Origin of the sequence: Streptomyces sp. RK9 (assembly GCF_045070545.1) — a bacterium.
Lineage (GTDB): Bacteria > Actinomycetota > Actinomycetes > Streptomycetales > Streptomycetaceae > Streptomyces > Streptomyces alboflavus.
Window position 1 is genome coordinate 2,779,859 of record NZ_CP173704.1, and the last position, 23,596, is coordinate 2,803,454.

At 72.9% G+C, this 23,596-nt stretch carries 10 protein-coding genes and 2 pseudogenes; 3 read left to right on the forward strand and 9 right to left on the reverse strand.

Annotated elements, in window-relative coordinates; genetic code table 11:
• Positions 1-72 precede the first annotated feature (72 nt).
• The 5 genes from glgB to AB6L24_RS32685 form a co-directional block, all read right to left on the reverse strand.
• On the reverse strand, positions 73-2,748 hold the full coding sequence (glgB, locus tag AB6L24_RS32665) for a 1,4-alpha-glucan branching enzyme (protein WP_405661339.1): 2,676 nt from the start codon (positions 2,746-2,748) through the stop codon (positions 73-75).
• A gap of 49 nt (positions 2,749-2,797) precedes the next feature.
• Complete coding sequence (locus AB6L24_RS32670; RefSeq protein WP_405661341.1) at positions 2,798-4,291, reverse strand: maltokinase N-terminal cap-like domain-containing protein; 1,494 nt, start codon at positions 4,289-4,291, stop codon at positions 2,798-2,800.
• A gap of 168 nt (positions 4,292-4,459) precedes the next feature.
• Entirely contained in the window at positions 4,460-6,178 is a 1,719-nt protein-coding gene (gene treS / locus AB6L24_RS32675; RefSeq protein WP_380847568.1) for a maltose alpha-D-glucosyltransferase, read from the reverse strand.
• A complete protein-coding gene (locus AB6L24_RS32680) occupies positions 6,175-8,289 on the reverse strand; it encodes an alpha-1,4-glucan--maltose-1-phosphate maltosyltransferase (protein ID WP_405661345.1) in 2,115 nt (704 codons plus the stop codon). The genes treS and AB6L24_RS32680 overlap by 4 nt, the downstream gene beginning before the upstream one ends.
• 289 nt (positions 8,290-8,578) lie before the next feature.
• A complete protein-coding gene (locus AB6L24_RS32685; protein ID WP_405661348.1) occupies positions 8,579-9,778 on the reverse strand; it encodes a S8 family peptidase in 1,200 nt (399 codons plus the stop codon).
• 707 nt (positions 9,779-10,485) lie between these two features.
• On the opposite strand from AB6L24_RS32685, the pseudogene AB6L24_RS32690 reads away from it, so the two are divergent.
• Together AB6L24_RS32690 and AB6L24_RS32695 are read left to right on the forward strand one after the other, a co-directional pair.
• A pseudogene (locus tag AB6L24_RS32690) lies at positions 10,486-10,968 on the forward strand (hemerythrin domain-containing protein); the annotation flags it as partial.
• Positions 10,969-11,052: 84 nt separating this feature from the next.
• Entirely contained in the window at positions 11,053-11,442 is a 390-nt protein-coding gene (locus tag AB6L24_RS32695) for a VOC family protein (RefSeq protein ID WP_405663497.1), read from the forward strand.
• Between the two features lie 10 nt (positions 11,443-11,452).
• Here the strand turns inward: AB6L24_RS32695 and AB6L24_RS32700 are convergent, their stop codons facing one another.
• On the reverse strand, positions 11,453-13,831 hold the full coding sequence (locus tag AB6L24_RS32700; protein WP_405661351.1) for a protein kinase domain-containing protein: 2,379 nt from the start codon (positions 13,829-13,831) through the stop codon (positions 11,453-11,455).
• An 84-nt stretch (positions 13,832-13,915) separates the two neighbouring features.
• Positions 13,916-16,513, reverse strand: a complete 2,598-nt coding sequence (locus AB6L24_RS32705) for a protein kinase domain-containing protein (protein WP_405661353.1) — start codon at positions 16,511-16,513, stop codon at positions 13,916-13,918.
• 199 nt (positions 16,514-16,712) lie between these two features.
• On the opposite strand from AB6L24_RS32705, the gene glgP reads away from it, so the two are divergent.
• Entirely contained in the window at positions 16,713-19,343 is a 2,631-nt protein-coding gene (gene glgP / locus AB6L24_RS32710; protein ID WP_405661355.1) for an alpha-glucan family phosphorylase, read from the forward strand.
• A 155-nt stretch (positions 19,344-19,498) separates the two neighbouring features.
• On the opposite strand, the gene AB6L24_RS32715 is transcribed toward glgP, so the two are convergent.
• The gene (locus tag AB6L24_RS32715; RefSeq protein WP_405661357.1) at positions 19,499-21,142 is read right to left on the reverse strand and encodes a M4 family metallopeptidase; all 1,644 of its coding nucleotides are present in this window, start codon (positions 21,140-21,142) and stop codon (positions 19,499-19,501) included.
• Positions 21,143-21,461: 319 nt separating this feature from the next.
• Positions 21,462-23,141: pseudogene (locus tag AB6L24_RS32720) on the reverse strand (M4 family metallopeptidase); the annotation flags it as partial.
• Positions 23,142-23,596: the final 455 nt, after the last annotated feature.

Genomic DNA, 23,596 nt, shown 5'->3' on the forward strand with positions numbered 1-23,596 from the left:
CCCTTCCCGACCGCACCGCCCCGGACCGCACCGCCCCCGCCGGCACCTCGCCCGGCGGGGGCGGACCCGTTCCTAGGCCGGGCGCAGCCAGATCGTGGCGAGCGGAGGCAGCGTCAGGCGCAGGGAGGCGGGGCGGCCGTGGGACGGGGACGCGTCCGGCTTGAGGGCGTGGGGGTTGAGGGTGTCGCTGCCGCCGTAGCGGGCCGCGTCGGTGTTGAGGACCTCCTGCCAGGCCGCGTACTCCTCCGGGACGCCCAGGCGGTAGTCCTGCCGGACGACCGGCGAGAAGTGGGACACCGCGAGCAGCGGCGCGCCCTGCGCGTCCGTGCGGAGGAACGCGAACACGTTGTCCTCGGCGGCGTCCCCGTCGACCCACGCGAACCCGCCCGGGTCGGTGTCCCGCTGCCAGAGCGCGGGCACCGCCCGGTACAGGGCGTTCAGGTCGCGGACCAGATCGCGCACGCCCCGGTGGTCCGCCTCCGCGCCGTACGCCGGGTCGAGCAGCCACCAGTCGGGCCCGTGCCCCTCCGACCACTCCGCGCCCTGTGCGAACTCCTGCCCCATGAAGAGGAGTTGCTTGCCGGGGTGGGCCCACATGAAGCCCAGGTAGGCGCGATGGTCGGCGCGCTGCTGCCACCAGTCGCCGGGCATCTTCGACACCAGCGCCCGCTTGCCGTGCACCACCTCGTCGTGGGAGATCGGCAGGACGTAGTTCTCGCTGTAGGCGTACACCATCGAGAACGTCATCTCGTGGTGGTGGTGCTTGCGGTGCACCGGGTCCTTGGACATGTAGCCCAGCGAGTCGTGCATCCAGCCCATGTTCCACTTCAGGCCGAAGCCGAGGCCTCCGCGTGCTGGACTCCCTTGGGCGCCGGGTCCGGTGTGGTGCGTGGCCCGGGTGACGCCGTCCCAGGCCGTGGACTCCTCGGCGATGGTGACCACGCCGGGGCAGCGGCGGTAGACGGTGGCGTTCATCTCCTGGAGGAACGCCACCGCGTCCAGGTTCTCCCGGCCGCCGTGCTCGTTCGGCGACCACTCGCCGTGCTCGCGCGAGTAGTCGAGGTAGAGCATCGAGGCCACCGCGTCCACGCGGAGCCCGTCGATGTGGAACTCCTCGCACCAGTACGTCGCGTTGGCGACGAGGAAGTTGCGCACCTCCTTGCGCCCGTAGTCGAACTCCAGGGTGCCCCAGTCGGGGTGCGCCGCCCGCGCCGGATCCTCGTGCTCGTACAGCGTCCGCCCGTCGAACTCGGCGAGCGCCCAGTCGTCGCGCGGGAAGTGCGCGGGCACCCAGTCCATGAGCACCCCGATGCCCGCCCGGTGCAGCGCGTCGACCAGGTGCTTGAAGTCGTCGGGCGAGCCGAGCCGGGCCGTCGGCGCGTAGAAGCCGGTGACCTGGTAGCCCCAGGAGCCGCCGAAGGGGTGCTCGGCGACCGGCATCAGCTCCACGTGCGTGAACCCCAGGTCCGCCACATAGGCCGGGAGCTGGTCGGCGAGCTGGCGGTACGTCAGGCCGGGGCGCCAGGACGGCAGATGCACCTCGTACACCGAGAACGGTGCCTCGTGCACGGGCGTCTCGCCGCGCCGCCGCAGCCATTCCTCGTCCCGCCACACGTGGGCCGACTCGTGGACGACGGAGGAGTTCGCGGGCGGCACCTCCGTGCGGCGCGCCAGCGGGTCCGCCCGGAACGTCATGCCGCCGTCCGGCCGCGTGATCTGGAACTTGTACAGCTCGCCCGCGCCGAGCCCCGGCACGAACAGCTCCCACACCCCGCTGCCGCCGAGCGACCGCATCGGGAAGCCCACGCCGTCCCAGAAGTTGAAGTCCCCGACGACCCGCACACCCCGCGCGTTCGGCGCCCACACCGTGAACCGGGTCCCGCGCACCCCCTGGTGCGTCATCGGCCGCGCCCCGAGCGCGTCCCACAGCCGCTCGTGCCGCCCCTCGCCGAGCAGATGCAGGTCGAACTCGCCGAGTGCGGGCAGGAACCCGTACGCGTCGGGGACCTCCAGGTCCGTCTCCTCGTACGTCACGTGCAGCCGGTAGGAGTCCGGTACGGCCCGCAGCGGCACCACCGCCGAGAAGAACCCGTCCCCGTCGTCGACCAGTTCGGCCCGCAGCTCCCCGGCGACGACGGTCACGGCACGGGCGTAGGGCCGCAGCGCGCGGAACGCCACGCCGTCGCCGATGAGGTGGGCGCCGAGCACGGAGTGCGGGTCGTGGTGGGTCCCGTCGAGCAGCCGGGCGCGGTCGGCTTCGGGGACAGGGGAGAGGGGGGAGAGGGGGGAGAGGGGGGAGAGGGGAGCGAGGGGGGAGACGGGGGAGGGGGAAGCGGTGGGAGAAGTGGGGGCGGTGGTCGTGGCGGGGGTGGTGGGGTCGGTGGGGGCGGCTGCCGCCGTTGCCCTCGCCGTCGCCCGGGGCGCCTTCGCGGCGGGCGTCGCGGCCCTGCCGCTCCTCGCGGGCGCGGCGGGCTCGGCCGACTTGACCGCCTTCTTGGGCTTCTCGGTCTTCTTGGTCGCCTTCTTGGCGGCCGCCTCAGCCGTCTTCTTGGCTGTCTTCTTGGCTGCCTTCTCAGCCGTCTTCTTCGCGGCCGGCTTCGCCGTCTTCTGGGCGGACTCGGCCGCCTTGGCCGTACCGGCTGCCTTGGCCGCGCCGGACGCCGTGGACGCCCTCGGCTGCGGGTTCGTGCTGTCGGGATCGCGTTCTGGCTGGTCCGACGGGGTGCGGGAGGTGGGGCGGCGGGTCACGGGGGCGGCCTCCTGTCAGCGGGCGGGGGTGCGCGGGGCGGGGCGGCGGTCAGAGGGAGGCGTCGGTGCCGGGGTCGGCGGCTCCCTCGTGCGCGGACCCCGCGGCGAGCCGGTCGAGGGCGGCCAGGGGCACGGGCAGCCAGTCCGGGCGGTGCCGGGCCTCGTAGACGGCTTCGTACACGGCCTTGTCGGTCTCGTGGGCGCGCAGGAGCACCGGGGAGGTGCGGGGGTCGCGGCCGGACACGTCGGCGTAGCCGGAGCAGTACGCCGCGCGGCAGGTGTCGGCCCACTCCGGGGACCACGGGCGGTAGACGCGGGCGGCGTAGTCGAAGGAGCGGAGCATGCCCGCCACGTCGCGGGCGGCGGGCTGCGGCAGGCGGCGCTCGGCGAGCGGGCGCGCGGGCTCGCCCTCGAAGTCGATGAGGGACCAGGTGCCGGAAGGGGCGCGCAGGCACTGGCCCAGGTGCAGATCGCCGTGGACGCGTTGGGCCATGAGGCCGGTGTCGCCCTCGGCGGCCAGGTCGGCGAGCGCGTCGTAGGCGGTGCGCAGGGCGGGTGCGTACGGGCGCAGCGCGGGGACGGCCCGTGCGGCGGCGTCCAGGCGCTCCGCCATGCCCCGCGCGAGCAGCTCGACCTGCGCGCGGCCGAGCGTCACCGTGGGCAGCGCGGCGGCGAGGGCGGCGTGCACCTCGGCGGTGGCGCGGCCGAGCGCGCGGGCCTCGGCGCTGAAGTCGGCTCCCTTGGCGAGGACCTGGAGTGCCAGCTCCCAGCCGTCCGTCGCCCCGGCCACATATGGCTGGAGGACGCCGAGGACCAGCGGCTCGTCGGTGCCGTTCGCGCTGTCGGCCGTCATCCACGCGGCGGGCGGCGGGACCCGGCGGCAGCCCTGCGCGGCGAGGGCGAGCGGCAGCTCCAGGTCGGGGTTGACGCCCGGCACCACTCGCCGGAACAGCTTCAGGATGAACGTATCTCCGTACACGAGTGAGGAGTTGGACTGCTCCGCGCCGAGAGCGCGGGGCGCGAGGCCGGGCGGTATGTCGATGCCGTGAGCGTTCCCGGCGGCGGGCGAGCCCGGGGCGGACCCGTCCCGCGGGGCCCGCAGGAACCGCAGCACGCCGAGGCGCCCGGGAAGCCGCAGCCGTTCCAGGAGCAGCGCGGCAAGACGCGGGTCGTGCAGCGCCTCGTACACCGTGCGTCCGGCGAGCGGGCCACCGGTGACATGGCCGATCAGGGCGGGCGCGAGCCGCGGCGGGAGTTCGGTCCGTACGCCGAGCAGCAACTGGTAGCAGTCGGCGGGCAGTTCGTGGTCGGACGCCGGGGCGGCGCCCGGCAGTGACTGGCGTACGCGGACGAGCAGATGCAGCAGTCCCTGCTCGGCACCGGGCGGAAGCAGTTCCGTCGCCGCCACCAGATCGAAGCCCGCGACCGGGCGGCCCTTGCCCGCGAACCACCGCTGGCGCGGCAGCCAGCCGCGCAGCAGCGGATCGAGGGACGCGAGGAGCGCGCCGGGGTCGGCACTGGGGCGGGTGGCGGCTTCCGACATGATGTCCCGTCCTTTCCGCGGCGCGGACAAGTCAGGTACCGAGGGAGGTGCCGAGCAGAGGAGGTGCCGTGTGCGGGAGGTGCCGTGCGGGGTCGTGCCGTGTACGAGTGCCCCGAGCGGGGCGGGTCACGCCGGCGAGGCCGACTCACGCCGCCCGTGACGGCGACCTTACGCCGAGTCGTCGCGCAGCCGGAACCAGTAGAACCCGTGCCCCGCGAGTGTCAGCAGGTACGGCAGTTCACCGATGGCCGGAAAGCGCACTCCGCCGATGAGTTCGACGGGGTGGCGGCCGTTGAAGGCCTGCAGGTCGAGCTCGGTGGGCTGGGCGAAGCGGGAGAAGTTGTGCACGCACAGCACCAGGTCGTCGCCGTCCTCACCGGTGGAGGGCGCCTCGCGCAGGAAGGCGAGCACCGCCGGGTTGGACGAGGGCAGTTCGGTGTACGAGCCGAGGCCGAACGCCGGGTTCTGCTTGCGGATCTCGATCATGCGGCGGGTCCAGTGCAGGAGCGACGACGGCGACGACATGGCCGCCTCGACGTTCGTGACCTGGTAGCCGTAGACCGGGTCCATGATCGTGGGGAGGTAGAGGCGGCCCGGGTCGCAGGAGGAGAAGCCCGCGTTGCGGTCGGGCGTCCACTGCATCGGGGTGCGCACCGCGTCCCGGTCGCCGAGCCAGATGTTGTCGCCCATGCCGATCTCGTCGCCGTAGTACAGGATCGGCGATCCCGGCAGCGACAGGAGCAGGGCGGTGAACAGCTCGATCTGGTTCCGGTCGTTGTCGAGGAGCGGGGCCAGGCGGCGGCGGATGCCGATGTTGGCGCGCATCCGCGGGTCCTTGGCGTACTCCGCGTACATGTAGTCGCGCTCCTCGTCGGTGACCATCTCCAGGGTCAGCTCGTCGTGGTTGCGCAGGAAGATGCCCCACTGGCAGCCGGAGGGGATGGCCGGGGTCTTGGCGAGGATCTCCGAGACCGGGTAGCGGGACTCGCGGCGCACCGCCATGAAGATCCGCGGCATCACCGGGAAGTGGAACGCCATGTGGCACTCGTCGCCGCCGTGCGCGAAGTCGCCGAAGTAGTCGACGACGTCCTCGGGCCACTGGTTGGCCTCGGCGAGCAACACGGTGTCGGGGTAGTGCGCGTCGATCTCCTTGCGCACCCGCTTGAGCAGCTCGTGCGTGCGCGGCAGGTTCTCGCAGTTGGTGCCCTCCTCCGCGTACAGGTAGGGCACGGCGTCGAGGCGGAAGCCGTCGATGCCGAGGTCGAGCCAGAACCGCAGGGCGGAGACGATCTCCTCCTGGACGGCCGGGTTCTCGAAGTTGAGGTCCGGCTGGTGGGAGAAGAAGCGGTGCCAGTAGTACTGCTTGCGGACCGGGTCGAAGGTCCAGTTGGAGGCCTCGGTGTCGACGAAGATGATGCGGGCGTCCTGGTACTGCTTGTCGTCGTCCGCCCAGACGTAGTAGTCGCCGTAGGGCCCTTCGGGGTCGCTGCGGGAGGCCTGGAACCACGGGTGCTGGTCGCTGGTGTGGTTCATCACGAAGTCGATGATCACGCGCATGCCGCGCTGGTGGGCGCAGTCCACGAACTCCACGAAGTCCGCGAGGTCGCCGAACTCGGGAAGCACCGCCGTGTAGTCCGACACGTCGTAACCGCCGTCGCGCAGCGGCGACTTGAAGAACGGCGGCAGCCACAGGCAGTCCACGCCCAGCCACTGGAGGTAGTCCAGCTTCGCGGTGAGGCCCTTGAGGTCCCCGACGCCGTCGCCGTTGCTGTCCTGGAAGGAGCGGACCAGGACCTCGTAGAAGACGGCGCGTTTGAACCAGTCGGGGTCGCGGTCCTTGGTGGGCGTGTCCTCGAAGGTGTCCTGGACGGGCTCGTTGAAGATCATGATGTGGGTGACCCTCCGATCAGCGGTGAGGACGGTCGCAGGACGAGCACGTGCGCGGGCGCCAGGGCCGGGTCGAGGCGCACGTAGTTGGTCCTGCCCCAGTGGTAGGTCTCGCCGGTGAGCTCGTCGCGCACCGGCACGGACTCGTGCCATTGGAGCCCGAGCTGTGGCATGTTCAACGAGACGGTGGCTTCCTGGGTGTGGTGGGGGTCGAGGTTGACGACCACCAGAACCGTGTTCGAACCGCCGGTGCCCGCCGCCGACTTCGAGTAGGCGAGCACCGAGTCGTTGTCGGTGTCGTGGAAGTGCAGGTCACGGAGGGTGGCGAGGGCCGGGTTGGCGCGCCTGACCCGGTTCAGGGTGCCGATCAGAGGCGCGATGGTGGTGCCCGCGCGCTCGGCGGCCGCCCAGTCGCGCGGGCGCAGCTGGTACTTCTCCGAGTCCAGGTACTCCTCGCTGCCGGGGCGCGCCGGGGTGTTCTCGCACAGCTCGAAGCCGCTGTACACGCCCCAGGTGGGCGAGAGCGTCGCGGCGAGCACCGCCCGCGCCGCGAACGCGGGCCGCCCGCCGTTCTGGAGGTAGGCGTGCAGGATGTCCGGGGTGTTCACGAAGAAGTTGGGCCGCAGGTAGTGCGCGGTCTCGCCCGCCAGCTCCGTCAGATATTCGGTGAGTTCCTGTTTCGTGTTGCGCCAGGTGAAGTACGTGTACGACTGGTGGAAGCCGATCGCCGCGAGGGTGCGCAGCATCGCGGGGCGGGTGAAGGCCTCCGCGAGGAACAGCACGTCCGGGTCGGTGCGGTGGATCTCGGCGAGCACCTCCTCCCAGAACACGACGGGTTTGGTGTGCGGGTTGTCGACGCGGAAGACCCGCACGCCGTGGCCCATCCAGAACCGCAGCAGGCGCACGGTCTCGGCGACCAGACCCGGCAGGTCCCGGTCGAAGGCCAGCGGGTAGATGTCCTGGTACTTCTTCGGGGGGTTCTCCGCGTACGCGATGGTGCCGTCGGCCCGGTGGGCGAACCAGTCGGGGTGCTTGTCCACCCAGGGGTGGTCCGGCGAGCACTGCAGCGCGAAGTCCAGGGCCACCTCCAGGCCGAGCCGCCCCGCCTCGGCGACGAACGCGTCGAAGTCGTCCAGGGTGCCGAGGTCCGGGTGGACGGCGTCGTGGCCGCCCTCCGGGGAGCCGATGGCCCAGGGCACGCCGACGTCGTCGGGTCCGGCCGACAGGGAGTTGTTGGGCCCTTTGCGGAAGGTGCTGCCGATGGGGTGGATCGGCGGCAGGTACACGATGTCGAAGCCCATGTCCGCGACGGCGGGCAGACGCCCCGCGGCCGTACGGAAGGTGCCGCTCACGGGCGGGGCGCCCGCGCGCACGACCGCGCCCTCCGAGCGCGGGAAGAACTCGTACCAGGCGCCGAAGAGCGCCCGCTCGCGGTCCACGCGCAGGGGGAACTCCGCGCTGGAGGTGAGGGGTTCGCGCAGCGGATGGCGGGCGAGGACGGCGTCCACCTCGGGCGTGAGGGCCGCGGCGAGCCGCGCGGCGGGCGGCCGGTCGCGGTCGCGGAGGGCTTCGGCGGCGGTGCGGAGGATCTCGGCGGGGGTGGGCGGTGCGGCCGGGGCGGCGGGGGTGGAGGTGGCTGGGGAGGTGGCGGCCGTCGTGGCGGCCGGGGGCGCGGGCAGCTCCGCGGCGGCCCGTTCGTACAGCCGGGCGCCCTCCTCCAGGACCAGTTCGGTGTCGATGCCCGCGGGTATCTTGATCCCCGCGTGGTGCCGCCAGGTCGTCACCGGGTCGCCCCACGCCTCGACGGCGAAGGTCCACTCGCCCTCCCGGTCGGGCGTGACCCGGGCGCCCCAGCGGTCGGTGCCCGGCGCGAGCTCCCGCATCGGGGTCCAGGGTCCTTCGCGCCCCGAGGGGTCCCTGAGCACGACATTGCCGCCCACCGCGTCGTGCCCTTCGCGGAAGAGGGTGGCGGTGACCTGGAACGTCTCGCCGACGACGGCTTTGGCGGGGGCGCGGCCGCCGTGTACGACCGGTGCCACGTCCAGGACGGGGATCCGTCCGGTCCGGGGTCGGACGGTGAACTCCCTTGGCGCCTTGCGTGGTTGAGGCATGACCGCTCCTGTTCCGCGTGCGAGTGGGCGGAGATGAGTCGTGGAGGGGTTCCGCGGCGCACCCGCTGCGGGCCCGCCAGGGGCGGGTGCGAGTGCGTACCGGAGGAGCCTTCCCACGGTTCTCGGGTGGGCAATCCGGCGCTTTGTTAACTACTCGCGCGTAACGGCACGCACAAGACCAGCCGCTCCCCGAACCCCGTCCCGAAGGCACGGAACCGGCTCCGCCCGGGTGGGCGGAGCCGGTCCCCGTGCCGGCGCGCCATCGGCGCGAGACATCAGACAAGGCCGACTACAGGCCGCTCACCTGCAGCAACCTGTTCGGCGACCCGGCCCCCGGGCTTGACACGAGCCCCTTGGCGGAGCGCGCGACGAGCTTCTTGGCGACATCGGCGGGCCGCGCCGAGGGATGGCCGGAGAGATACAGCGCGGCCGCGCCCGCGACGTGCGGCGCCGCCATCGACGTACCCGAGGAGAGCGTGGACGCGGTGTCGTTCCTGATCGACGCGGACCGGATCGCCACGCCGGGCGCGAACAGGTCGAGGCCCGCGCCCCGGTTGGAGAACGTGGCCCGGGCGTCGTTCCGGTCGGTGGCGCCGACCGTCAGGGCCTGCTTGACGCGGGCCGGCGAGGACTGGCTCACCGGCTCGTTCTCGTTGCCCGCGGCGACCGTGTACGTCACGCCCGACGCTATGGACGCGCGGACGGCCGCGTCGAGTTGGGCGTTGGGCGGGCCGCCGAGGCTCAGGTTGGCGACCGCGGGCTTGCGGGCGTGCCGGGTCACCCAGTCGATGCCCGCGAGGACCTGGCCGAGGGTGCCGCTGCCCTCGTCGTCGAGGACCCGCACGGCCACGACCTTCGCCTTCTTCGCGACGCCGTACTTGGTGCCCGCGACCGTCGCGGCCACGTGGGTGCCGTGGCCGTTGCCGTCCTGCGCGACCCCGTCGTTCTGCACGAAGTCCCGCCCGGAGCGGGCACGCCCGCCGAAGTCGCGGTGCGAGGTGCGCACGCCGGTGTCGATGACGTACACCGTGACGCCCGCGCCCGCCCGCCGCGGCGCGGTGTACGACTTGTCGAGCGGCAGCCGCTTCTGGTCGATGCGGTCCAGGCCCCAGGACGGCGGGTTCTGCTGCCGCGCGCCCGTGCGCACCCGGGTGTCCGGGACGAGGGAGGCGACGGCCGGGTCGGCGGCGAGACGGGTCGCCTGGGCCGCGTCCGCCCGCACGGCGAAGCCGTTGAGCGCCGCGCTGTACGTGCGGTCGATGCTCGCCCCGTACCGCGCGGCGAGGTCGCGGCCCGCGTCGGACGCGGCGTCCGTCCCCGGCGCGAGCGTCACGACGTAGCCGCTCCGGGCCATCCCCTGGCCGGTCGGTGTGTCGGGCGCCGCGGGTGCGCCGTGTGCGGTGGTCGGGACGATCGAGAGCGCGGCCGCCGTGACGGCGGCCGCCAGAATTCCCTTGAGACGTAGGTGTCTTGCCCGTGGTTCAGCCATGGCTGGATTCCCTCCCCTGGGTCCGACGGCAGGTCCCGCCGCGGGTGCGCGCGCGTCCGCGGGCACGGTGCAGCGGCGGCGCCGTCCCCCGCAGCGTCTCGTGCGGGGAGAAGGGCGACAAGGCCGCACCAGCGGGTGGAACGGGTGGTATCACCACGAACCATGATCAAAGTACCGTTAACCCAAGCCTGAGCTTGGGGTCGTACGAGTAATTCCGAGGATTGACTTGGGGTTTGGGGGTTCGGGAAGATCACCTCAGGGCCCTGGGCGGCAACCCGCCCCGCGCCCCGCCGCAGTCCGGACTCCGGCGGGGGAGCGGGCGGGTGCCGACCCGACCCGGGACGACCCGCGACGAGCCCGGGGCGGCCCGAGGCGGGACGCTGCGCCCCCGTCCGCGTTGACAGCACGCGCGAACGCCGTCTGTAATGGGCGGGTGCCGCGTGGCACCGGCCGAAGAGCAGTGGGCGGGCCGGTGACCGGGCGAGCACCCGCACCAAGGGACATGACCTTGTGTACTGATCACTTCACCTCGCCGCGCACCGGCACGACGTCCTCGACGTGACCGTGCCCGCGCGCCGGGCCCTTCGAGCCTGAGCGCGCCCCGCGTACCCCTTTTTCTTCTCTGCCGGCTTCCTTCCGCGTCCTTTTCGCGGTCCGCATGCCGCGCACACACCTGTCTGGAGAACCCCTTCCGCATGCCCATGCCCATGCCCACGACCGCGCCCACCCCCACGCCCGCGCCCGCCCCGCAGGCCCCCCGGGAGATCCACACCCTCGCCGACAAGCTCCTCGAAGTGCACGACTGGCTGCGCGGCCAGCTGGTCGAGCTGCGCGCCGAGGCCGCCGCGCACTTCGCCGAACGCGCCGCCCACCAGGGCCCCGGACAGCCGCCCGCGCCCGGCCTCGGCCTGCAGATCAGGCAGCGCTGCCTGGAGTTCTGCGACGCCCTGACCTTCCACCACACCGGCGAGGACGACCACGTCTTCCCCGGCGTCGCCGCGCACCACCCGCACCTGCGGCCCGCCCTGGACCGGCTGAGCACGGAACACCGCGCCATCGCCCTGCTCAAGGAGAGCCTCGTCGGGCTGCTCGCCGACCTCGCCGCGGCCGACCCCGAGGAGTTCCTCGGGGAGTTCGACCGGCTCGCGGCGGAGCTGACGGAACATCTGGAGTACGAGGAGACCTGGCTCGTCCCCGTCCTCGCCGAGGTACCGTTCCCGCCGGTAGCGCCCGCATCTGAGGAAGGAACAGCAGTGAGCACAGAGCAAAGAGCCGTGCGCGTCAAGGACTTCGACCACCTCGTCCTGAACGTCGGGGACGTCGAGCGGGCCCTGGACTTCTACTGCGGCACCCTCGGTCTTGAGCCGGTCCGGGTCGAGGAGTGGCGGGCCGGGAAGGTCCCGTTCCCCTCGGCGCGCGTCAGCGAGGTGACCATCATCGACCTGGTCTCCGGCGAGCGCGGCGAGGCCGAGGAGTCGAACGTCGACCACATCTGCCTGGTCGTGGAGCCGCTGGACTGGCAGCAGGTCATCGACTCCGGCACCTTCACCGTCCTGGAGGGCCCCGTCGGCAGGTTCGGCGCCCGGGGCGACGCCGAGTCGATCTACGTACAGGACCCGGACGGGAACTCCGTGGAGCTGCGCTGGTATCCGCAGGACCGCTGAGCGCGGACCGTCACAGGACCCGGCCCGAGACGATCGGTCCCTTGCCGGACTCGGCGAACACCGTGCCGCCCAGGAACAGGGGCGTGTACAGCGTCTTGGGTTCCGGGCCCGTGGCGGAGTAGGGGATCGACCAGGTGGTGACACGCTCCGCGTCGCCGTCGAGCGGAACGCCGCGGACGTCGTGCGAGTTCACGACGAACACCCGGTCCTTCGACAGGGCGAGCTCCGTGGCGTCGCCGCCCGCCATCACGTCCCACAGCCGCTTCCCCGACCGCCAGGCGTAACCCGTCAGGCGGTTGGGGGTCCGGGGGCGCGGGGAGTGGGAGATGACGAGGACGTCGGCGCTCCCCACGACCGGCGGGGCGAGCGGCTTGCCCTCCCCGATGGTCCGGCGCACGGCGAGGGTGTCCCCGTCGAGGACCCGCACCCCGTCCTCCGTACGGGACCAGCACACCACCGCGTCGCGGTGGCCGAGGAGGCTGTCGCACCGCGGCTTCGCGACGCGGGCGGTCCGCTCGCCGTCCTTCGTGGACAGCGCGACAACCCCGCCGTTCTCCAGGGCGGTGTACAGCACCCCGTCCCGGACAAGAGGTGTGCCCTGCGTTTTGCCCTCGATCGTGGTCCGCCACAGCTCGTCGCCCGTCACGGCGTTCCTGGCGCGCACGGTGGAGGTGTACGGGTCGGGGGCGCCGTCGAGGTTGAACTCGGCGGTGTACACCACCCCTTCGGCGTGCGTCATCGCGATCAGGCCCGCGTACCGGGGTGCCTTGTGGCGCCAGATCACCTCGCCCCGCTTCACGCCGAGCGCGCTGACGCCCCGCTCGCTCGGCACGAAGACCCGCTTGGCGTCGGCCTCGGGAGGGACCTCCTGGAAGCCGCTCGGCGCGGCGGAGAAGCCGGGCGTCGACCAGCGGTCGGCACCCGTGGCCGCGTTCAGGGCCCGGGCGGCGCCGCGCCCGTCCCGGCACACGAGGGTGTCCCCGGTCAGGACGCAGCCCTTGCCCATGCCGTCCATGCCCCGGGACCGCTCGCGGGACCAGAACCGCCAGTCGTCCGGGCGCTTCGCCCGGTCGGCCGCCGACGGGCCGAACTCGCCGGAGTGGTCCTGGTTCCCGTACGCGGTGACCACCCGGTCGGCCACGGCCCGGGGGGCACTCGGCGGCTTCTTCGACGGGTCGTCGCCGGGGCGGTCCCGCAGCGCGTCCGGCAGCGTCACGGCCGCCACCGCGAGCCCGGCCGTGGTGAGCGCCGCCGCGAGGACCCACAGGCGACGGCGGTCGCGCCGGGGCGTGGTGGCGGTCGGCGGCTCGACCGGCGGGGGCGCCGGAACCCCGCCCAGCGTCGGGGACGGCTCGGCCCGCAGCCGGGGGCCCGAGCTGCCCGCCGTGGTCGCGGCGTCGGCGAACCCGCCCTGGCCGTGGGCGCGTTCACTGGCCGTGACGGCCTCCCGGTACTCGGCGAAGAGCGACAGGACGTCGGCGGGCCACGGGAAGGGGGCGGATGAGGGGGAGGGGGACGGGCTCGGGGGTGTGCCGTCGTCGGGGGCGGACAGGGTGGTGGCGAGGGCTTCCGGGGTGGGGCGTTCCTCCGGGGTCGGGTGCAGGCACGCGGCGAGAGTGTCGCGCAGCTCCGGCGGTACGTCGGACAGGTCGGCGTCGCCCCGCACGATGCGGAAGATGACGGCGGCGGCCTCCGGGTCGTCGAAGGGGCCGCGGCCCGTCGCCGCGTGGCACAGGACCGCGCCCAGCGAGAACACGTCCGACGCGGGCACGACCGCGTGCGAGCCCTCGATCTGCTCCGGCGCGAGGAAGCCGGGCGTGCCCACCAGGACGCCCGTCATGGTCAGGGCCGTCGCCTCGAAGGCCTGGGCGATGCCGAAGTCGATCAGGCGCGGCCCGTCCGGCGCGAGCAGCACGTTGCCCGGCTTCAGGTCCCGGTGCAGGACCCGCGCCCCGTGCACGGCGGTGAGCGCGCGGGCGAGCGCGGCACCCAGCGCACGCACCGCGGGGACCGGCAGCGGACCGCAGCGCTCGACCACGTCGGCCAGGGACGGGCCCGCTATGTACTCCGTGGCCAGCCAGGGGCGTTCGGCGTCCGCGTCGGCGTCCACCAGGGCGGCGGTGAAAGGGCCCGTGACGGCGCGGGCCGCGGCGATCTCCCGCCGGAAGCGCGCCCGGAACGCGTCGTCGAGGTCCAGGTCCTGCCGTACGACCTTCACCGCGACCAGCGCGGACGCACCCTGCCCCGCCCGGCCCGGCTGCCCGTCCCGGTCGCCCTGCCCGTCCCGGCGCGCCAGGAACACCTCGCCCATGCCGCCCGCGCCGATCCTGGCGAGCAGCGTGTGCGGGCCGATGCGGCGTGGGGTGCCCGGGGGGAGGGGGGCGAGCATGGGGCTCCTCGGGTCGGTTCGGGGGCGGTTCGGGGCAGGAGGGACGGGCTCCGTCGGGAGGCGGGCCGCTGGGGGGCGGGTCTGCTAGGGAATGGCCACCGACGAGATCCTGCCCTCGTCGTAGACGATGTGCGCCACGCCCCCGAGGGCCAGGACGGTCGGCGGGCGCAGCGTCTCCGAGATGACCGTCGCGGCCGCGTTCGGCGGCGGCTCGGGGCGGTCGCCGGGCGCGCCCGGCACCGGGAGTCGGGTGGCCTTGCCGCCGCCGTCGCCGAGCGGGAACGCGTACAGCGCCTCGTTGCTGGCGTAGACGACGCGCTTGCCGAGGATGAGCGGCGCCGACGGCGGGACGTTGTCCTTCGGCGTCCGCTCGGCGTACAGGGACTTCCCCGTGCGCACGTCGTGCACGAGGACCCGGCCCGCGCGGGTGTCCTTGACCACGGCGACGGCGTTGTCCACGGCGGACACGAAGGGCGCGGGGCCGTCGCCCTGCGACGACGGGTACGGCAGCTTGCCGTCCATCCTCTTGAGGGTGCGCGGCGTCAGGCGCACCATCGCCGTGCGCGCCGCGCCGCCGCTCTCGTCGTCGGTGGCGCACAGCACCGCCTTCGCGGTCGCGAGTACCGCGCCGCACCTGTCGGCGGACTGGCTGAGGAGTTCACCGGTCCTGGCGTCGTACGCGGCCAGGCCCTCCTTCTGGTCGGCGTAGACGACTCCGTCGCGCAGGGCCCGTACCGCGTACATATTGAGCTCCGCCTTGGACTTCGGGGCCTCGCCGAGCGGCTTCTCCCAGAGGGGACGGCCGGTGGCGGCGTCGTACGCGTGCAGGACCGACGCCTGCGTGCCCTCCTGGACGAACGTCACCCCCTCGATGGCCACGACGACCTGGTCGTCGAGGAGCGGCGCCTGGCTGAACGCGCGGTGCTCGCCCGGGGGTTCGGTGTCCCAGAGCACCCTGCCCGTCGTGGAGTCGCGCAGTTGCAGGACGCCGTCGCTCGCGATGGCCGCCCTGCCGCCCCTGACGCCGGGTTCGAGGCGGTCGCCGGGCATGAAGAAGGATCCGCTCGGGCCGTAGTACGCCTCGTCCATGCCGCTCTCCGCGTCGATCTTCCCGGACGTCCACAGGCGCTTGCCGTCGCTCGTGCGCACGGCCTCGTACGTGCCGTTGGTGAGCAGGCACACCAAGGCGCGGGTGTCGGCGGAGCAACCCATCGGGGCGTGGCCGAGCTTGCCCTGCCAGGCCTTCCAGCCCTTGGGGCGCTGGGTCGCGATCTGCGGCACGGCGCCCGAGGCGTCCGCCGTGCCGCCGGCACCCACCTCGGCCCGCGCGATCAGCTTCTTGACGGCCGCGGGGTCCTTCGGCCCTGCCTCGACCCAGCCGGAACGCCCGCCGCGGCCGGGGCCCTCGGAGCTCGCGCCATCGCTGCCGCTGCCGCTGCCGCCGCCCTCGCCCCCGTCCGACGCCCCCGAGCCCCACACCGCGAGCGCCCCGCCGAGCGCCGCGGCGACCACACCGACGGCGACGATGCCGAGGACGGCGCGGCGGCGCCGGGAGCGGGCGGGTCCGGTGGCGCCCGGCACCGGCGGCGGGGAGCCGCTCATCGTCGGCAACTGGTGCGCGCCGCCCGGGGTGTCGCCCGGCCCGCGCCCCGCACCGGCCTGCCCGGCCCCGCCCTGCCCCGGCGCCGTCGCGGGCCCGTCCTGGGCCGTCGCCGGATGCCCGGCCCCCGCCGCCTCCGGCCACACCGGCACCGGCAGCAACGGCCGCCCCGAGGCGCACAGTTGCTCCACGTCCCGGCGGGCCTCGGCCGTACGGGCGCGGACGGGCTCGGGCCACTCCGGGGCGCTCGCCGCCTCCCTCAGGGCGCCGAACCGCTCGACGAGGCCGGCGGGTTCGGGCCGTTCGCCGGGCTCGCGCACGAGGCAGGCCGCGAGCAGCGACCGCAGCTCCTCGGGCATGCCGGACAGGTCGGTCTCGGCCTGCGAGACCCGGTACAGGACGGCCGCCACCGGTCCTTCGCCGAAGGGATCGCGCCCGGTCACCGCGTAGGTGAGCACGGACGCGAGGCAGAAGACGTCGGACGCGGCCACCACGTGTCTGCCGCCCGCCACGTGCTCGGGCGACATGAACCCCGGCGTGCCCACGAGGAGCCCCGTCGACGTCATGGTGGACGCCGCCTGCACCCGGGCCACGCCGAAGTCGATCATCTTGGGCCCGTCGAGGGCGAGCAGGACGTTCGCGGGCTTGAGGTCGCGGTGCAGCGCCCCCGCCCCGTGCACCGCGGCCAGGGCCCGCGCCAGGCCCTCGCCGAGGGAGGCGACGGCGCCCGCGGGCAGCGGTCCGTGGCCGCGCACCGCCTCGGCGAGGGTGGGGCCGACCACGTACTCCGTGGCCAGCCAGGGCTGTTCGGCGTCGGTGTCGCTGCCGACCAGGCGTGCCACGTACGGGTCGCGGATCGAGGCGGCGACCTCGGCCTCCCGCCGGAAGCGGCGCCGGAACACCGCGTCCGTCGCCAGCTCGTTGCGGATGGCCTTGACGGCGACCAGGTCGCTGGGCCCGTACGCGGCGAGCTCCAGGGGCCGGGCGAGGAACACCTCGCCCATGCCGCCCGCGCCGAGCCGCGCCAGCGTCTCGTACGGGCCGATCCGACGTGGTGACGACTCCCGCAACTGGCCGATCATTCGCCCCGTACCCCCTGTGACCGCGTGAACTCTCGTGACCGGGGGTCACGTTATCCCCACGACCGCCCCGCCGGCGCGGCAGGTCCACGTCAATGTGGGTGCTCCGGGCGCGCCCCGTGCGCCGTGGTTGCCGGGCCCCCGCGCCGCTACCTTCGATACGCCGACAACGTCACGTACGCCTTTCCGACAGAGGTGCCCCGTGAAAGCCATCCGTCGATTCACCGTACGTCCCGTCCTGCCCGCCCCGCTCGGCCCGCTCGCCGAGCTCGCCCGCAATCTGCGCTGGTCCTGGCATCCGGCGACCCGCGACCTGTTCCGCGACGCCGACCCGGCCCTGTGGGAGGCCGCAGGCGGCGACCCCGTGCGGCTGCTCGGCTCGGTGCCGTCCGCGCGGCTCACCGCCCTCGCCACCGACGACGGCTATCTGCGGCGCCTCGGCGAAGCCGCCGACGACCTGCGCGAGTACGTCACCGGGGAGCGCTGGTACCAGGAACGCCAGCGCGAGCCCGGCGGCGAACTGCCCGCCGCCATCGCCTACTTCTCGCCCGAGTTCGGCGTCACCGCCGCCCTGCCGCAGTACTCCGGCGGGCTCGGCATCCTCGCCGGCGACCACCTGAAGGCCGCGAGCGACCTCGGCGTGCCCCTCATCGGCGTCGGACTGCTCTACCGGCACGGCTACTTCCGCCAGTCCCTCACCCGCGACGGCTGGCAGCAGGAGCACTACCCCGTCCTCGACCCCAACGAGCTGCCCCTCACCCTCCTCGGCGACACCGACGGCACCCCCGCCCAGGTGCGGCTCGCCCTGCCCGGCGGCCGCGACCTGCGCGCCCACGTCTGGCAGGCGCAGGTCGGCCGGGTACCGCTGCTCCTGCTCGACTCCGACGTCGAGGAGAACGACCCGGCCGCCCGCGAGGTGACCGACCGGCTCTACGGCGGCGGCAGCGAACACCGCCTCCTCCAGGAGATGCTGCTCGGCATCGGCGGCGTGCGGGCCGTGCGCGCCTACTGCCGCCTCGCCGGGCACGCCGAACCCGAGGTCTTCCACACCAACGAGGGCCACGCCGGGTTCCTCGGCCTGGAGCGCATCCACGAACGCGTCGGCGACGGCCTCGGCTTCGACGCGGCCCTGGAGTCCGTGCGCGGCGGCACCGTCTTCACCACCCACACCCCCGTGCCCGCCGGCATCGACCGCTTCGACCGCGAACTCGTCGCCCACCACTTCGGCCCCGACGCCGAACTGCCCCGCATCGACGTCGAGCAGATCCTGCGCCTCGGCATGGAGACCTACCCCGGCGGCGAGCCCAACCTCTTCAACATGGCCGTCATGGGCCTGCGCCTCGGCCGCTGCGCCAACGGCGTCTCCACCCTGCACGGCAAGGTCAGCCGGGAGATGTTCCAGGGCCTGTGGCCCGGGTTCGACCCCGAGGAGGTGCCCATCACCTCCGTCACCAACGGCGTGCACGCCCCGACCTGGGTCGCCCCCGAGGTGATCCGGCTCGGCGCCCGCCAGATCGGCCGGCGGCGCACCGACCAGGCCCTGTCCGTCGGCGGCTCCGAACGCTGGGACGCCGTCGCCGACATCCAGGACGGCGACATCTGGCTGCTGCGCCGCGAACTGCGCGCCCAGCTCGTCGACGAGGTCCGGCGGCGCCTGCACCTCTCCTGGCGCCAGCGCGGCGCCGCCACCGCCGAGTTGGGCTGGATCGACGAGGTCCTCGACCCCGACGTCCTCACCATCGGCTTCGCCCGCCGCGTCCCCTCGTACAAACGCCTGACCCTGATGCTGCGCGACCGCGACCGCCTGATGGAACTCCTGTGCCACCCCGAGCGGCCCGTGCAGATCGTCGTCGCGGGCAAGGCGCACCCCGCCGACGACGGCGGCAAGCGCCTCATCCAGGACCTGGTGCGCTTCACCGACGACCCGCGCGTGCGCCACCGCATCGTCTTCCTGCCGGACTACGGCATGGCGATGGCCCAGAAGCTGTACGCGGGCTGCGACGTCTGGCTCAACAACCCGCTGCGCCCCCTGGAGGCCTGCGGCACGTCAGGGATGAAGGCCGCCCTCAACGGCTGCCTCAACCTGTCGGTACTCGACGGCTGGTGGGACGAGTGGTTCGAGCCCGACTTCGGCTGGGCCATCCCCACCGCCGACGGCGCCGCCACCGACGACCACCGCCGCGACGACCTGGAGGCCGCCGCGCTCTACGACCTCCTGGAGCGCCGCGTCACCCCCCGCTTCTACGAGCACGGCCCCGGCGGACTGCCCGACCGCTGGATCGAGATGGTCCGCAGGACCCTGACCCGCCTCGGCCCGAAGGTCCTCGCGGGCCGCATGGTGCGCGAGTACGTGGAGCGTCTGTACGTCCCCGCCGCCCGCGCCCACCGCGTGCTCGCGCCGGACGCCGCCGCTTCGCTCGCCACCTGGAAGACCCGGGTCCGCGCCGCGTGGCCCCGCGTCGCCGTCGACCACGTCGAGGCCTCCGCCGTCGGCACCACCGCCGAACTCGGCACCACCCTCGCCCTGCGCGTCCGCGTCCAGCTCGGCGACCTCACCCCGGACGACGTCGAGGTCCAGGCCATCGCGGGCCGCGTCGACCCCGAGGACCACATTGCCGATGCGACACCGGTCCCCCTCAAGCCCGCAAGCGGCCCCGACCAGGAAGGCCGCCTCCTGTACGAGGGCCCACTGGCCCTGGACCGCACGGGGCCGTTCGGCTACACGGTCCGCATCCTCCCGTCGCACCGACTGCTGGCCGACGGAGCGGAGTTGGGGCTGGTGGCGGTGCCGTCGGAGGCGACGGGGGAGGCGGCGGGAGTGCTGATGCGGTAGGAGAATGTGCGGGATCAGCTGGCGCCCCTGAAAGGGGCGCGGGGAACTGCGCGACCAGCCACAGCGGGCCCGCAGGCAAAAACAACGTGGTGCGGGCGGCACCCGGGGGACAGCTCCCCCGGATGCCGCCCGGCTCTACAGGCCCAGGGGCCAGATCACTTGACGTTCACACCGGCCCAGGCCGCCTCGACGGCCTTCACCTCGGCGGAGCCGGCCCCGTACAGGTCACCCGCGGCCTTCACGGTGTCCTTACGGGCCTGCGCGTAGTCCGTGGTGGTGGTGAAGTACGCGGTCAGCGCCTTGAACCAGATCTTCTCGGCCTTCTCACGCCCGATGCCCTCGACCTTGGACCCGTCCTTGGTCGGGCTGTCGTACTTGACGCCGTTGATCTCCTTCGCGCCGCTGCCCTCGCTCAGCAGGTAGAAGAAGTGGTTGGCGATGCCGGACGAGTAGTGCACGTCGACGTTGCCGGCGTTGGAGTCCCAGTAGTCCAGGGAGTTGCCGTCCTTGGAGGGCTTGTCCATGTACCGCAGCGGGGTGCCGTCGCCGTTGATGTCGATCTTCTCGCCGACCAGGTAGTCGCCCTTGTCCTGGGCGTTGTCGGCCTTGAACTCGACGGCGGCGGCGAAGATGTCGCTGGTCGCCTCGTTCAGGCCGCCGGACTCGCCGCTGTACTCCATGTTGCCGGTGGCCGAGGTGACGCCGTGCGTCATCTCGTGCGCGGCCACGTCGATGGACGTGAGCGGCTTGGCGTTGCCCTCGCCGTCGCCGTACGTCATGCAGAAGCAGGAGTCCTGCCAGAAGGCGTTGACGTAGTTGTTGCCGTAGTGCACGCGGGACGTGGCGCCCTTGCCGTCGCCCTTGATGCCGCTGCGGCCGTGCACGTCCTTGTAGTAGTCCCAGGTGAGACCCGCGCCGTAGGCGGCGTCGACGGCCGCGGTCTGGGTGTCGGCCGGCTTGCCGGTGCCCCAGGTGTCGTCCGCGTCGGTGTACAGCTTGCCGCCGCTGGAGCCGTGGTTCAGGTCGAGCGTCTTGTGGTTGCCGCGCCCGCCGTCGGTCAGCTCGAAGCCGCTGCCCGCCTTGGTGGAGCCCACCTCGACGTCGCCGCTGTACTGGCTGTGGCCCTTGCCGTTCTCGACGGCCTGGTACTGGAACAGCTTCTTGCCGGTCGCCGCGTCCGTGATGACGTGCAGCTCGCTCGGCGTGCCGTCCTTCTGCGTGCCGGTGACGACCGTCTCGAAGGCCAGGGTCGGCTTGCCCTCGGCCGCCCAGACGACCTTGCGCGGCGCGTTCGCGTCCGCCTTCTTCGTCTCACCGGTCTTCGCCGCCGTCGACTCCGCGGCCTTCGCGACCGCCTTCGGCGCGAGCTTCGCGCTGGTCGACCTGACCTTCACGGTCGCCTTCGTCGCCTTGCTGACGCCCTTGACCGCGCCGCTCTTGGCGGTGTGCACGACCAGGTCGCCGCCGAGGACGGGCAGACCGTCGTAGGTGCGCTCGTAGCGGGTGTGCGTCGTGCCGTCCTTGTCCTTGACCACGTCGCGGACGACGAGCTTCTCCTTGGCGCCGAGGCCGATCTTCTCTGCGGTCGCCGCGGTCTTCGTCTCCGCGTCCTTGATGAGGCCGGTGCGGACCGAGGCGGAGAGCTGCATGGGGGAGGCGGCGGGGGTGTCCGCCTTGGTGGCGCTGACGTCCGGCTGTGCGGAGGCGCCGGTGGTCAGTCCGGCGGTGAGCAGCGCTCCGGCGGCGACTGCGGTGGCGATGACCAGGGTGGAACGCTTCCTCGATATGTGGGGGGTCACGCAAGCTCCTTGTGTGGGGGAGCCCGGGTGGCATGGGGGACCACCCGGGCCTTAAGTGCTGTGCGGATGTAACTGGTGTGCCGTGCGGGGGAAGCGTGCCATTTGGGGCAGGTGCATGTCAGGGCCTTGATTGAATGTTGGCCAAAAGAAGTTCGTTGGCCGAAGGTCAAGGTCCGCAATGCGAACAGTGGGTGAAGAGGGGTGCCGTCCCCGGGCGGTTGGCGGGAAAGCGCTGCCCGGGGCGGCTCTGTCTCACGAAGCCGTGGTCACGGTGGTTCGGCCGCGGCTTCGTGTGCTTCGTCGCTGCCGTGTCGTGCTACGGCCGGGTGCCGACGTTCACCGCCGCCCAGGCGTTCGCCACGGCCTTGTACTCGGCGCTCGCCGTGCCGCCGAACAGCTCACTCGCCGCCGCCAGCGTGCCGGTGCGTGCCGCCGCGTAGTTGGTCGTCGTGTTGAACTTCGTGGTGAGTGCCCTGAACCAGATCTTGGCGGCCTTGTCGATGCCAATTCCGGTCACGGGCTTGTTGTCGTACGTCGGCGAGTCGTAGGAGACGCCGTTCACGACCTTCTTCCCGCTGCCCTCGCTGAGCAGGTAGAAGAAGTGGTTGGCGATGCCCGAGGAGTAGTGCACGTCCACGTTGCCCGCGCTGCTGCTCCAGTTGTCGAGCGAACGGCCGTCCTTGGACGGCTTGTCCATGTAGCGCAGCGGTGTGCCGTTGCCCCGGATGTCGATCTTCTCGCCGACGAGGTAGTCGCCCACGTCGCTCGGGTTCTTGGCGTTGAACTCCACGGCCGCGGCGAAGATGTCGCTCGTCGCCTCGTTCAGGCCGCCCGGCTCGCGGCTGTACTGCATGTTGCCCGTCGCCGACGTCACGCCGTGCGTCATCTCGTGGGCCGCCACGTCGATGGACGTGAGGGGCTTGGCGTTGCCCGCGCCGTCCCCGTACGTCATGCAGAAGCAGCCGTTCTGCCAGAACGCGTTGGAGTAGTTGTTGCCGTAGTGCACGCGGGAGGACGCGCCGACCCCGTCGCCGCGGATGCCGTTGCGGCCGTGCACGCCCTTGTAGTAGTCCCAGGTGAGGGCCGCGCCGTAGTGCGCGTCGGCGCCCGCCGTCTCCGCGTTGGACGGCTGGCCGTTGCCCCACACGTCGTCCGGGCCGCTGAACAGGGTGCCCGTGCCGGACGTGCCGCGGTTGAGGTTGTACGTGCGGTGGTTGCCGCGCTGGGTGTCCGTCAGCGTGTACTGCGAGCCCGACTGGGCCGTGCCGAGGGGCACCTGGCCGCTGTACATCGTGTTGCCGGTGCCGTTGTGCACGGCCTGCCACTGCCGCAGCTTCTTGCCGGTCGCCGCGTCCGTGATCACGTGCAGCTCGTTCGGCGTGCCGTCCTTCTGCAGTCCGCCGATCACCGTCTCGTACGCGATGACGGGGGCGCCGCCCTTCGTATCGACGAGCCACACCACCTTGCGCGGCTCCTGCGACGCCTTGGTCTTCGTGGACTTCTCCGACTTGGCCGCGCCGAGCGCCTGCTTCTCGGCGGCGGCCGGCTTCACCTCGGCGCCGGTGTCGGTGCCCGCGAGCTTGGCCTTGGACGCGCGGTTGACGTCCGTCACCTTGCCGCTCTTGTCGGTGGCGACCACCATGTCGCCGCCTAGGACCGGCAGTCCGGCGTAGGTGCGCTCGTAGCGGGTGTGCGTCGTGCCGTCGCGGTCCTTCACGACGTCGCGGACGACGAGCTTCTCCTTGGCGCTGAGGCCGAGGGTGTCGGCGGTGGCGGCCGTGCTCGTGTCCGCCTCGCGTATCAGCTCGGCGCGCTGCGACGGGGAGAGCTTCTGGGGCAGGGCGCCGGTGTCGACCTTGGTGCCCGAGGCCGGGTTGTCGGCTGACGCGGTGCCTGCCTGTACGGCCATGCCGAGGAGGGCGGCGACGGCCGTGAAGGTGCCGATGGCGGTGGCCCGCCTGCGGGCGATGCGTCTGCGGGGTGTGGGGGAGTTGCTCAACACGGACTCCTTCTGCGCGGCCGCTGGTCGAGCGGCCAGGGGGCGACCGGACGGCGGTGACCGTCCGGGGCGGAGCAGGCAGTACGTGGTGCGGTGAGCTGGGCTGAGCCGAGGTGCGATTGCTGGGCGCCGCGCACGCGTGAGCGCGCGTGCGGCTGGTGAGGGGAAGGGTGCCATTCAGGGCAGGGACATGTCAGGTCGGTGAACTCACTTTGGCTGGAATACGTTCGGTGTTCGAATTTTTGTGTCCGGTATGCGGTTTCTCGCGGGGGCGCGTTGGGGTGCGTCGGGGGGTGTGGGGGTTGCTGTCCCTTCGCCCTCTGTCCGGTTCGTGGGTGCGGGGCTGCGCCGGTATGTCCGTGCTCGCGTGTGCGTCGTCGCCTACGTTTTGTGTACGCCCCTCGTGGTGAGCCGAGCTGCGCGCGGACATACCGGCACGTCCCCTCCGGTTCGGA

Bases quoted from the DNA above. Each gene is read 5' to 3' on its own strand.
- AB6L24_RS32670 (WP_405661341.1), bottom strand. From the start codon at position 4,291: ATGTCGGAAGCCGCCACCCGCCCCAGTGCCGACCCCGGCGCGCTCCTC.
- treS (WP_380847568.1), bottom strand. From the start codon at position 6,178: ATGATCTTCAACGAGCCCGTCCAGGACACCTTCGAGGACACGCCCACC.
- AB6L24_RS32680 (WP_405661345.1), bottom strand. From the start codon at position 8,289: ATGCCTCAACCACGCAAGGCGCCAAGGGAGTTCACCGTCCGACCCCGG.
- AB6L24_RS32685 (WP_405661348.1), bottom strand. From the start codon at position 9,778: ATGGCTGAACCACGGGCAAGACACCTACGTCTCAAGGGAATTCTGGCG.
- AB6L24_RS32700 (WP_405661351.1), bottom strand. From the start codon at position 13,831: ATGCTCGCCCCCCTCCCCCCGGGCACCCCACGCCGCATCGGCCCGCAC.
- AB6L24_RS32705 (WP_405661353.1), bottom strand. From the start codon at position 16,513: ATGATCGGCCAGTTGCGGGAGTCGTCACCACGTCGGATCGGCCCGTAC.